This is a genomic window from Streptomyces sp. NPDC093261, assembly GCF_044753645.1.
In the GTDB taxonomy this organism is placed as follows: Bacteria; Actinomycetota; Actinomycetes; order Streptomycetales; family Streptomycetaceae; genus Streptomyces.
Genome location: NZ_JBIVNO010000031.1, coordinates 47,736 through 59,113 on the forward strand (window position 1 = coordinate 47,736; position 11,378 = coordinate 59,113).

Annotated in this window: 11 protein-coding genes and 1 rRNA gene; 2 read left to right on the plus strand and 10 right to left on the minus strand. The window is 70.3% G+C overall.

The window, feature by feature from the left end; all coding sequences use genetic code 11:
* Window positions 1–651: 651 nt before the first annotated feature.
* Window positions 652–1,425 (plus strand): ECF subfamily RNA polymerase sigma factor, BldN family, encoded by a 774-nt coding sequence (locus tag ACIP94_RS36515; protein WP_402435821.1) that lies wholly within the window; start codon window positions 652–654, stop codon window positions 1,423–1,425.
* Window positions 1,426–1,842: 417 nt separating this feature from the next.
* Window positions 1,843–3,060, plus strand: coding sequence for a DUF5667 domain-containing protein (locus ACIP94_RS36520; RefSeq protein ID WP_402435824.1), 1,218 nt, complete (start codon window positions 1,843–1,845; stop codon window positions 3,058–3,060).
* Window positions 3,061–3,180: 120 nt separating this feature from the next.
* On the opposite strand, the gene ACIP94_RS36525 is transcribed toward ACIP94_RS36520, so the two are convergent.
* The 10 genes from ACIP94_RS36525 to rrf all read right to left on the minus strand — a co-directional run.
* Window positions 3,181–4,299, minus strand: coding sequence for a 1-acyl-sn-glycerol-3-phosphate acyltransferase (locus ACIP94_RS36525; protein WP_402435827.1), 1,119 nt, complete (start codon window positions 4,297–4,299; stop codon window positions 3,181–3,183).
* Window positions 4,300–4,313: 14 nt separating this feature from the next.
* Complete coding sequence (locus tag ACIP94_RS36530; RefSeq protein ID WP_402435829.1) at window positions 4,314–5,375, minus strand: NAD-dependent epimerase/dehydratase family protein; 1,062 nt, start codon at window positions 5,373–5,375, stop codon at window positions 4,314–4,316.
* A gap of 376 nt (window positions 5,376–5,751) precedes the next feature.
* On the minus strand, window positions 5,752–5,850 hold the full coding sequence (locus ACIP94_RS36535) for a 30S ribosomal protein bS22 (RefSeq protein ID WP_003948845.1): 99 nt from the start codon (window positions 5,848–5,850) through the stop codon (window positions 5,752–5,754).
* Between the two features lie 142 nt (window positions 5,851–5,992).
* On the minus strand, window positions 5,993–6,205 hold the full coding sequence (locus tag ACIP94_RS36540) for a helix-turn-helix domain-containing protein (protein WP_004984898.1): 213 nt from the start codon (window positions 6,203–6,205) through the stop codon (window positions 5,993–5,995).
* Between the two features lie 129 nt (window positions 6,206–6,334).
* Complete coding sequence (locus ACIP94_RS36545) at window positions 6,335–7,150, minus strand: phosphatase (protein WP_402435832.1); 816 nt, start codon at window positions 7,148–7,150, stop codon at window positions 6,335–6,337.
* 167 nt (window positions 7,151–7,317) lie between these two features.
* Entirely contained in the window at window positions 7,318–8,490 is a 1,173-nt protein-coding gene (locus ACIP94_RS36550) for an acetoin utilization protein AcuC (RefSeq protein ID WP_402435835.1), read from the minus strand.
* Window positions 8,441–9,658, minus strand: coding sequence for an MFS transporter (locus ACIP94_RS36555; protein ID WP_402435838.1), 1,218 nt, complete (start codon window positions 9,656–9,658; stop codon window positions 8,441–8,443). Before ACIP94_RS36555 ends, ACIP94_RS36550 begins: the two co-directional genes overlap by 50 nt.
* A gap of 91 nt (window positions 9,659–9,749) precedes the next feature.
* Entirely contained in the window at window positions 9,750–10,484 is a 735-nt protein-coding gene (locus ACIP94_RS36560; protein WP_402435841.1) for a VC0807 family protein, read from the minus strand.
* 93 nt (window positions 10,485–10,577) lie between these two features.
* Window positions 10,578–11,234 (minus strand): HAD family hydrolase, encoded by a 657-nt coding sequence (locus tag ACIP94_RS36565; protein ID WP_402435844.1) that lies wholly within the window; start codon window positions 11,232–11,234, stop codon window positions 10,578–10,580.
* A 62-nt stretch (window positions 11,235–11,296) separates the two neighbouring features.
* A 5S ribosomal RNA gene (gene rrf / locus ACIP94_RS36570) occupies window positions 11,297–11,378 on the minus strand; the annotation flags it as partial.

Genomic DNA, 11,378 nt, shown 5'->3' on the forward strand with positions numbered 1-11,378 from the left:
GATCATCGCCACCGCCGGATCATCGCCACCGCCGCCCAATCCCAACGCCGGGCCGCCACCACCGCCCGATCGCCATCAACGGCCTGCCACTTGTCACGGCCGGATCATCGCCACCGCCGGATCATCGCCACCGCCGGACCGCGCCGCCGCTGACGCGCCCGACAGGGCACCCGCGCCGGGCGAGGCGTCCGCATGGCCATCACACTCCGTGACCACCCCCGCCTTCCCTCGTACGGATCACGGGTGGACCGCCGGCGGACCGCGTACGGATCACGGGCCGACCGCCGGCGAAGCGACCGCGAAGCGCGCTCAAAGCCGCGCTCGAACCGTTTCGCCCCCGGAGGACACCCGCATTCGCCGCGTTCTACCCCACACCCCTCCCCACCACTCCCCTCGCGCGCACCCGGCCACAACACGCCCCGCAACCAGACGGAAGACGAACTCATTCGAGCAACAAACGGTCATCGTGCGGCACTTGAGCGGGCGTCAACCGGTTACAGAAGCGACGTAATCGATGATTTGAGCAACTGGGTGTAGTGCTGCCTGTACTAAGCGTTATTCTCCTCAGACGCAAACCGGTACCCCTCCGTCGCTACGACGGGTGAACGGTCCCGTACTGCACGTGATGGAAGCTCTGCCTCTGGGAGTCCCGTGTACCCACACGTCGGGGTTGACGCCTCGGGCCTGGCTACGCTGCGCGCGACGGTCCACGACCTGTTGCGCGGCTTCGTCCCCACCGCGTACGCCGTCCCCGCCTTCGCCACCGCCGCGCCCGTCGGCCCGTGCTACGCACTGGCGGACGGCAGCGCCGCCGTCGGCGGCAGACGGGGTCGTTCCGGTCCGGCGACCACCGCACGCCGCCCGGCTGCGGACAGTGACAGCGCCCGCATGATGGACCTCGTGGAGCGCGCCCAGGCCGGCGAGGCCGAGGCTTTCGGGCGCCTGTACGACCAGTACAGCGACACCGTGTACCGCTACATCTACTACCGGGTGGGAGGCCGGGCGACAGCCGAGGACCTCACCAGCGAGACCTTTCTGCGTGCCCTGCGGCGGATCGGCACCTTCACCTGGCAGGGGCGCGACTTCGGCGCCTGGCTCGTCACGATCGCCCGCAACCTCGTCGCCGACCACTTCAAGTCCAGCCGCTTCCGGCTCGAGGTCACCACCGGTGAGATGCTCGACGCCAACGAGGTCGAGCGCTCCCCCGAGGACTCCGTCCTCGAGTCCCTCTCCAACGCCGCCCTCCTCGATGCCGTACGGCGGCTCAACCCCCAGCAGCAGGAGTGCGTGACGCTCCGCTTCCTCCAGGGCCTCTCCGTCGCCGAGACCGCGCGCGTGATGGGCAAGAACGAGGGGGCGATCAAGACCCTCCAGTACCGGGCCGTGCGCACCCTGGCCCGGCTCCTGCCCGAAGACGCCCGCTGAGTCCCGCCGACCGCATCCCACGGGACCGCACCCCGGGCCCGTCCAGCCGCCCCCGTCCCCCACGCCGCCCCACACCGACCCCGGCACCATCCCCCACCGAGCCGTCCCACCACCGCGCCGCCCCTCCGCCGCGCCCCCTTTCCGTCCCTCCACCGAGCCGCCCCGCGGCTGTGTCCGCCGCACCGCCGTACACACACCGCCACCGCCAACTCACCTTCCGTACAGGTGCGTTGAGTTCGCGGTCCGATCATCCGTCGTCCGTAACCCAAGTGCCGAGCCGCTCGTTGTGCGGGATACAGGCTCCCTGTGGTCACCCCTGGCCGCCTCCGATCACACGATCGTGTGTATGCGGTCAGCGCGTGCAACCCTCAGGACCCCCTGGGGAGTCGACCGTCATGACGAGAGGAGGTGCCGCCAGTGATCGCGAACGTATCGGCACACCGGCGGGCGAACGCCTTCGCCCAGGCCCTGGAGGAGCAGTCCGACGACCGGGGTACGGCGGCCGGGCAGCCCGACGGATCGGCCCCGGCTGCCGCGGAACAGACCGAGTACGCCCGCCTGTTGGCCCTCGCGACCGGCCTCGGCGAGCTGCCCGGGCCCGTGCTGGACCCCGAGGTCAAGGTCGTCCAGCGCGCGCGGCTGGTGGCCGCGATGGAGGCCATGCTCCAGGACGGCGCGCGAGGCGAGGCGGCGGATCCTTCCGTGCCCGAGCAGCGCAGCCACCGGGCCCGGGGCGCTCACCGGGCGCGCCCGCTGGGGAAACTGCGCCCGCGTACCCGGCTCACCAAGGGCCTCGCCGCGGGCGGGCTCAGCGTCGGTGTGGCCGCGGCCTCCTTCGGAGGAGTGGCCGCCGCCAGTTCCGACGCCCTGCCCGGTGACTCCCTCTACGGCCTCAAACGCGGCATCGAGGACGTCCGGCTCGGCATGGCCGACGGGGACAACGAGCGCGGGCAGCTCTACCTGGACCAGGCCTCCGCCCGGCTGAACGAGGCCCGTCGGCTGATGGAGCGCGACCGCGCCGGCCACCTCGACCACGAGTCCATCGGAGAGATCCGGCGCACCCTGTCCGGCGTCCAGCACGACGCGTCCGAAGGTCACCGCCTGCTGCACGCGGCCTACGAGCGGGACGGCTCCCTCGCCCCCATCCAGGCCCTCTCCGCCTTCTCCGCGTCCCACCGCACGGCCTGGGGCGCCCTGCGCGACCGACTGCCGGTCCAGCTCGGCGACGTCAGCCGCCAGGTCTCGTCGGTCTTCGACGCCATAGACCAGGAGGTCGCCCCGTTGCAGTCGCTGCTGCCGCAGCCCCCGTCCAAGGGCGGCTCCAGCACGCACCGGAGCTCCGGTTCGACCCCCACCGGCTCCGACGGTACGGGCGGCGTGGCACCCAGCACCCCCGGCGGCTCCGCCGGCACCAGCCGGTCCGGCAGCGGCACGCCCGAGCCGTCCGCGTCCCAGAGCGGCGGTGAGGGTCTGCTCGGCGACAGCACCGGTGGCCTGCTGGACCCGCCGAAGAACTCCGCCGGCAGTTCACCGTCGTCGAGCAAGAGCCCGTCGACGGAACCGAACGTGACCCTGCCCCCGCTTCTCCCGGGCCTGCTGCCGGGCCTCGGCATCGAGGGCGAAGAGAACAGATAGGGCACACAGGGCCCGTACGACGACGGGGGCGCCCCTTGCGAGGCGCCCCCGTTGTCGTACCGAAGTTCCCTTCGCGCCGCCGGAAGAACGTTTCACGTCCGAGGCGGGACGGGTCCCGCGTCAGAAGAAGACCGACCTGCGCTGCACCAGCAGCTTGTACAGGGTGTGCTGGATCTGCTCCCTGACCTGGTCCGTCAGGTTGAACATCAGCATCGGGTCCTCGGCGGCCTCCGGCGGATAGCCGTCCGTCCGGATCGGCTCACCGAACTGGATCGTCCACTTCGTCGGCAGCGGGATCGCGCCCAGCGGCCCCAGCCACGGAAACGTCGGGGTGATCGGGAAGTACGGGAACCCCAGCAGCCGGGCCAGGGTCTTCGCATTGCCGATCATCGGGTAGATCTCCTCGGCCCCGACGATCGAGCACGGAACGATCGGCGCCCCCTGACGCAGCGCGGTGGAGACGAACCCGCCCCGGCCGAAGCGCTGGAGCTTGTAGCGCTCGCTGAAGGGCTTGCCGATGCCTTTGAAGCCCTCCGGCATCACCCCGACCAGCTCGCCCTGCGCGAGAAGCCGTTCGGCGTCCTCGGCACAGGCGAGGGTGTGACCGAGCTTGCGGGCCAGTTCGTTGACCACCGGCAGCACGAAGACCAAGTCGGCCGCGAGCAGCCGCAGATGGCGGTCCGCCGGGTGGTTGTCGTGTACGGCGACCTGCATCATCAGGCCGTCCAGCGGCAACGTGCCGGAGTGGTTGGCGACGATCAGCGCCCCGCCCTTGGACGGGATGTTGTCGATGCCCTTGACCTCGACCCGGAAGTACTTCTCGTACATCGGCCGCAGCAGCGACATCAGGACCTGGTCCGTGAGCTGCTCGTCGTAACCGAAGTCGTCGACCTCGTAGTCGCCCGTCAGCCGGCGCCGCAGAAAGGCCAGGCCCCCGGCGAGACGCTGCTCCAGACCCCCGCCCTGGCGCCGGTCGGGCAGTTCCTCCTCATGCGCCGCAGGAACGTCACCCAGGGGATCCTGTGGACTCTGAGGGGCCGGACGGTCCTGTGGAGCCTGAGGGTCCTGTGGAGCCTGAGGGTCCTGCGGCGGGCTGCTGCCGGGCAGCGGCTGCACCTCCCGGACCGCCGCGGGCTCGCCCTTGCGCCGGTTCCCCGTGCTCCGGCGCCGCTGCGGCCGCTGCACGGCAGCCCCGCGGGACCGGTCGTCGTCGAACGGAATGACCTTGGCGTCCGCCATCGTTGATGCGCTCCTCAGTTGGCGCTCTGCGTCGGGGGGTGGCCACCGCCCAGGGCGGGCAGTGCGGCGATCCGGTCCACGGCCTCCGCGAGGGCCTCCGGCGGCAGCAGTCCGGGCCCGCGGCTGCGCGCGAAGTCCGCGAACGTCTCGGCGGTCGTGTACTTCGGCTCGTATCCCAGTGTCTCGCGCATCTGGTCCGTCGACACCACCCGGCCATGGGTGAGCAGCCGGATCTGCTCGGGCGAGAAGTCCGTCATGCCCAGGGTGCGCATCGCCGAGCCGACCCAGGTGACCGCGGGCAGCAGCAGGGGCACGGTCGGCCGGCCCAGACGCCGTGCGCACTGCGACAGCAGCAGCACACCGTCTCCGGCCACGTTGAAGGTGCCGCTGTTGAGCGTGCCGCGCTGCGGCTCGTGCGAGCCGATCCGAAGCACCTCGATCACATCGTCCTCGTGCACGAACTGCAACCGCGGGTCGTAGCCGAGGACGGTGGGCAGCACCGGCAGCGAGAAGTACGACGCGAGGGGCGAGTCGGCGTTCGGACCGAGGATGTTGGCGAAGCGCAGCACACAGACCGCCACGTCCGGACGGCGCCGCGCGAAGCCCCGTACGTACCCCTCGACCTCGACGGCGTCCTTGGCGAAGCCCCCGCTGGGCAGGGACTTGGGCGGGGTCGTCTCGGTGAAGACGGCCGGGTCGCGGGGCGCCGACCCGTAGACGTTGGTGCTGGACTTCACCACCAGCCGCTTGACCGACGGGGACTTCTGGCAGGCACCGAGCAGTTGCATGGTGCCGATGACGTTCGTCTCCTTGACCGTGGCCCGGCTGCCGCTGCCCAGCGGGGTGCCGGTCACGTCCATGTGGACGACCGTGTCGACGGCGTGCTCGGCGAGCACGCGGGCGATGGTGGGCTGGCGGATGTCGGCCCGGACGAAGTCGGCGCCGCCCAGATGATGCTCGGGCGGCACCACGTCCACCGCGACCACCCGATCGACCTCCGGGTCACGCTGGATCCGTCGTACGAACCGGCCGCCCAGCCGGCGGGCCACCCCGGTCACGAGCACGACCTTGCCCAAGATCAGCGCCTCTCTTCCCGTCCCGTCCAGTCCTGGACGTAGCTCTGCCCTCAGCCTGCCGCGTTCCCCGTGTGCGGCCAACTTAGCCGGTCGGTGTTGCGCTGTGATGACCGCCTGATGCACGAAGTGACGACACCCCCGTTCGTACGACCAGACCCAGCCATTCGGCCCCAGGCATACGCACAGCGGCTTCCGGCCAGGAGAACGCCCGGCGTCCGGCAGACGGCCTCTGCCCGGCGTCCGGCAGACGGCGTCCGGCAGACGGCGACGACCCGGGAACGGCACCCGGAAAAGGCAGAGGCCCCCCACCGTTGGTGGGGGGCCACAACGCGCGTGCGCGCAGAAGAGGCAAGGGCGCCCCTTGCGGGGCCGCGCCTTACTTCTTGTTGCGACGCTGAACGCGAGTGCGCTTGAGCAGCTTGCGGTGCTTCTTCTTCGCCATCCGCTTGCGCCGCTTCTTGATAACAGAGCCCACGACTACCCTCGCTCACTTCTCATCACTCGGTGCTGGGCGCCATGGGCCCACACGACCTACGAGGGGCTAGCCTACCCGCCCGAGGGCTGAGGTCGTAATCGAGGTGACCCGGCAGGCCCCAACGGGCCCCACCGGGCCGCCGTCAGGCCGTCTCCACCCCCACATAGCTCTCGCGGAGGTACTCGTGAACCGCTTGCTCCGGCACCCGGAAGGACCTCCCCACCCGGATCGCCGGCAGATGACCGCTGTGCACCAGCCGGTACACGGTCATCTTCGACACGCGCATCACCGAGGCGACTTCCGCCACGGTCAGGAACTGAACCTCGTTCAGAGGCCTCTCGCCAGCTGCAGCCATGACACACCTGAACCTTCCGCACTCGACGGCCACCGGCTTCCCCTTCCGGTGACTCTTCGTCGTTGCGTGCTCACTCCCCAGACTAGGTGCGGGTGATGCAAGTGGGGAAGAGGGGATGCCATCCGCGGCCTACTGTGACAGACACGCTCGATTGAGTACATAGCGAGTAAGCGGCCGGTAGTAATCAGACCGCACAGCGTCATCGAGTGGAACGACGACGGACACGCGCCCCTCCGCCTCCCCGACGAAGAGCGCCGGATCGTCCGTGTCGGCCAGCCCGATCGCCTCGAACCCCAGCTGACCTGCCCCGCAGACCCAGCCGTGGTCCCCGATCACCAGGTCCGGCAGCGGCCCGCCGGCCTCCGCCGCGGCGGCCAGCGCGATACGAACCGGCAGCGGAGAATGCGTGTGTGCGCCGGGCTCACAACCGGCTCGTCCGTGATCCTGTTTCCGCACGAGGGCGACTCCCCGTACGTAATCAAGGTTGTACGTGCGTAGGCCGAACCGGGTCAATATGTCGACACAGCGGCCCTTCGCCGGTGTGAGGACGGCACATCCCGCCGCCGACAGGGCATGGGCGAGCTCGGCGTAGAAACCGGTCAGCCGGTGCGGATGGCCGGTGCCGAGCAGCACCCTTTCCCCGCGCCGCGCGGCCCCGCCGACCCGGTCGGCGAAGGCGTCCAGGGCCTCCAGCGTGCGCTCCGGGTCAATCACATCATGGCCGGAGGTATGACGAGGATCGGCCGAAACCCCGCACTTGTCCGCCATCAATTCGATCAGGTCTCTGGCGCCCCATGTCCATTCGGGATCGAGTCCGATCAGTACGCGGGGATCGCGAGCGGCGAAAAGCCGATAGCTGCGCAGGCTGTCCTCGCGCGACGTGGCCACGGGTCCGGCCAGCCGGGCGGCCAGCAGATGCGCACGCAGTGCTCCGGTGCTCAACACTCCAGCGATGCTGGCCCAACCACCCGCCCCGCATGACCGGAATGCGGAAAACACCCCACAGTCGGCCTAATGGTGCGATCCTGCCGACGGCTGGGACGCTGCCCGGGCGCGGCCCGCTCCCCGCCTCGGGGCGACGCCGTCGCGCGACGCCCCGCTCGTGCGGCCCGCTAGGGCAGCAGGCCACGCAGCGGATACACCGCCTTGCGGGTCGCGAGCACCGCCTGGTCCAGCCGGTCCGCCGGGTCGTACCCCGCCTCCCAGTCCGCGTACCCCACCGGCCACCGCCCGTCCGTCATCCGGGCCGGCGCCAACTGCCGGGTACGGGCGAAGACTTCCCTCCGCCAGCTCTCCGGAACCACGGTCTCAGGCTCGATCGGCCGCCCCGCCGCGATGGCGACCAGATGCGTCCATGAGCGCGGTACGACCTCCACCACCGCGTACCCGCCGCCGCCCAGCGCGACCCAGCGCCCCTCGGCGTACTGGTGCGCCAGGTCGTGACACGCCATCTGCACGGCTCGCTGGGCGTCCAGCGACACGGCGAGGTGCGCGAGCGGGTCCTCGAAGTGGGTGTCGGCACCGTGCTGGGTGACGAGCACCTGCGGCCGGAAGTCGGCGATCAGCTCCGGGACGACGGCGTGGAAGGCCCGCACCCACCCCGTGTCCCCCGTCCCGGCCGGCAGCGCCACGTTCACCGCGCTGCCCTCGGCATCCGCCGCGCCCGTCTCCTGCGGCCACCCCGTCTGCGGGAAGAGGGTCCGCGGATGTTCGTGGAGCGAGACGGTGAGGACTCGGGGGTCCTCCCAGAACGCGGCCTGCACCCCGTCCCCGTGGTGCACGTCCACATCCACATACACGATCCGCTCGGCACCCAGCTCCAGCAGCCGGGCGATGGCGAGGGCGGCGTCGTTGTAGATGCAGAACCCGGAGGCACCGCCCGGCATCGCGTGGTGCAGCCCCCCGGCGAAGTTCACGGCGTGCAGGGCGTCCCCGCGCCACACGGCCTCGGCCGCGCCGACCGACTGCCCGGCGATCAGGGCGGACACCTCGTGCATCCCGGCGAAGGCGGGGTCGTCCACGGTCCCGAGTCCGTACGACCCGTCGGCCGACCGCGGGTCCGCGGACGCGGCCTTCACCGCCTGCACGTAGTCCTCGCGGTGCACCAGCCTGAGCGTCGAGTCGCCCGCGGGCTTCGCCCCGACCACCCGGATGTCCTTCTCCAGCCCGAAGGCGTCGACCAGCTTCCTGGTCAGCGCGAGCCGGACCGGATCCATCGGATGGTCCGGGCCGAAGTCATAGCCCGTTACTGCCTCGTCCCACATCAGTTGTGCGCGGCCGCTCATGCCCGCCACCGTATCGGTCCGCGGCGGGCGCGAACGAACGGGCGTACACCAGCGTCACCAGGACCAACACCATCGGAACAAGCATGGCTCCCCGGTAGCTCCAGGCGTCGCCGAGCGCGCCCACCAAGGGCGAACCGATCAGAAAACCGACGTAGTTGAAGATGTTGAGGCGGGCGACGGCCGCGTCCGAGGCCCCGGGGAACAGCCGCCCGGCGGCCGCGAACGTCTGCGGCACGAGCACACACAGTCCAAGGCCCAGCAGAGTGAACCCCAGCATGCCCACCCAGGCGCCGGGCGCCCCGGCCACCACCGCGAACCCGAGTGCCGCGACCAGCGCACCGGCGCGGACGACTCCCGCGGCCCCGAACCGCCGCACCCCGAAGTCACCGATCGACCGCCCGAGCAGCGTGGTGACCATGTAGACGTTGTACGGAACGGTCGCCAGCTGCTCCGAGCTGCCGAGGGTGTCCTGCAGATACTTGGCGCTCCAGTTGGAGACGGTCGAGTCCCCGATGTACGCGAAGGTCATCACCAGACACAGCGGCAGCAGCAGCCTGAAGACGACACTGCCGGTGCCGGCCCCGCCCGGCTCCTCCTGCGCAGCCGGCCCCGCACCGTCGACGTACCACCTGCTCCCCACCAGAGTGGCCGGCAGCAGCACCGCCACGACGGGCAGATACGACACCCACAGCGCGAGATGCCAGTGCGCGCCCGCCCAGGCCAGCGAGGCGCCGAGGATCCCTCCGAGGCTGTACGCGGCATGGAAACCGAGCATGATGCTGCGTCCGTAGGCCCGTTGCAGGCTCACCCCGAGCATGTTCATGGAGGCGTCGAGCGCCCCCACCGTCAGCCCGAACGCGCCCAGCGCGGCGGCCAGCTCGGCCGTACGGTCCCCGGAGCCGACGCCGAGGAGGGCCAACAGCACCACGGGCTGAGACCAGCGCAGCAGCCGACTGGGCCGGGCACGCTTGACGAGTTGCTCGGTGATGACACTGCCGACACCCGCGAGGATGGGCACCGCGGCGAGGAAGACGGGCAGCAGCGCGTCGGAGATCCCGTACCGGTCCTGGATGGCCGGGATCCTCGTCACCAGAAGTGCGAAGGTGACGCCCTGGGCGAAGAAGCTGAACGCCACAGAGGCCCTACCGCGCCGCAGCACATCTGTCATGGCGGCGAGCGTAGGGCCCCTGGTTACCGCTGAATAGATCCAGCCGAAGTTGATTTCTGTTCAGCTTTGCCGTTCAGCCGGGGGTTGAGCCTCACCGGGCGAGGACCGGCGCGGAGGGGGTCGCCCGGGTCTCGCCCGCCTTGCCCTCCGGAGCGAACGTCCCGGCGCCCGCCTGCACTTCGGCGGCGAGCATTCCCGCCATGGGACCGGCGGCGAGGGCACCGCTGACGAGGAAGCCCAGGGCCATCGCGGCGATGAAGATGACGCTCCCGAGCCAGACCATGGTGTCCACCGGCAGCGTGTACGCGCCCACGATCCGCACGACGCATTCGCCGAGCAGTACCACGCCCCACACGACGGAGAAGACCCGCTCGGCCCGCCGGAAGGCCGGGGACCCGCTCCGCAGCCGCTCCCACGCGGCCTCCTTCTCGGCGTCGCCCTTCACGAGCCAGGGCTTCATACCGGCCGTCATCATCGGCTTCCCGAGGGCTACGGAGACCAGGATCCCGATCCCGACCGCGCTGCTGATCCCGCTGTCCTTGGCGAGCATCAGCCTCGGGTCGCCGGAGACGAAGCTGAGCATCAGCCCGACCACGTTCACGAACAGGATGAGTCCGGCGAGGGCGTTGACCTTCCGCTCCCGGACCGCGCTCCAGGCGACCCGCCCGGCGGACACGAGGCTGCTGAGCCCGAGAGCCATGAGGGTGCTCGTGCCGAGCCCGTCCTTGAACAGGTAGTAGGACCCGACCGGCACCGCCACGTCCATGATCAGCGGCGCGAACGTGTTCTTCCTGCTCTGGCCCTGAGGAACCGTGTTCGTCGTCATACCCCTAGATTCGCGGAGACCAGGGGTGCGCCAGTAGAAACGATCGTCCGGAGCTCGGCATGACAAATGTCAGTGCCCATCCGGTAGCCGGGGTCATGACCTCGGACGTATCAGCAGGTCGGGCAACTCACCCATGCTCGCGAAGAGTCGGGTGGCACCCGTGAGCCGGTCGCCGGGCGTCATGGCGGTGAACCCGTAGACGTCCATGTGCGCGGCCACCGCGGCCTGCACACCGAGGGGACTGTCCTCCACGACCACGCACCGCTCGGGGGCGACCCCCATCCGCTCGGCCGCGTACAGGAAGAGGTCGGGCGCCGGCTTCCCGCGCCCCACGTCCTGCGAGCTGAAGATCCGGTCGTCGGCGAACCACCGGTCGAGCCCGGTCGTGCGGTGTCCCACCCGGATCCGCTCATGGCTTCCGGACGACGCCACGCAGTACGGGACCCCGTCGGCGCTCAGCTTCTCCAGGACGTCCACGACGCCGGTCACGGGCTTCAACTCCCGTGCGAACGCGGCGAAGACACGGGCGTGGAAGACATCGTCGAAGTCGTCAGGCAGCCGCTGTCCCGTCCGTTCGAGCACGAGGTCGTGGACGCGGTGCATCGCCGATCCCATGTAGTCCCGGATGGAGTCTTCGTACGTGGTCCGGTGGCCCAACTCGGTGAGGTAGGCGGCCAGGAGCCGGTTGGAGATGGGCTCGCTGTCGACGAGCACGCCGTCGTTGTCGAAGATGACGAGGTCATAGCGCATGACTCGACCCTAAACGCAGAAAACCCCCGTGCTGAAAAGCACGGGGGTTTCCCTCACATTTTGTTCGGCGGCGTCCTACTCTCCCACAGGGTCCCCCCTGCAGTACCATCGGCGCTGTAAGGCTTAGCTTCCGGGTTCGGAATG

Bases quoted from the DNA above. Each gene is read 5' to 3' on its own strand.
- ACIP94_RS36525 (WP_402435827.1), bottom strand. From the start codon at position 4,299: ATGGCGGACGCCAAGGTCATTCCGTTCGACGACGACCGGTCCCGCGGG.
- ACIP94_RS36540 (WP_004984898.1), bottom strand. From the start codon at position 6,205: ATGGCTGCAGCTGGCGAGAGGCCTCTGAACGAGGTTCAGTTCCTGACC.
- ACIP94_RS36550 (WP_402435835.1), bottom strand. From the start codon at position 8,490: ATGAGCGGCCGCGCACAACTGATGTGGGACGAGGCAGTAACGGGCTAT.
- ACIP94_RS36555 (WP_402435838.1), bottom strand. From the start codon at position 9,658: ATGACAGATGTGCTGCGGCGCGGTAGGGCCTCTGTGGCGTTCAGCTTC.
- ACIP94_RS36560 (WP_402435841.1), bottom strand. From the start codon at position 10,484: ATGACGACGAACACGGTTCCTCAGGGCCAGAGCAGGAAGAACACGTTC.
- ACIP94_RS36565 (WP_402435844.1), bottom strand. From the start codon at position 11,234: ATGCGCTATGACCTCGTCATCTTCGACAACGACGGCGTGCTCGTCGAC.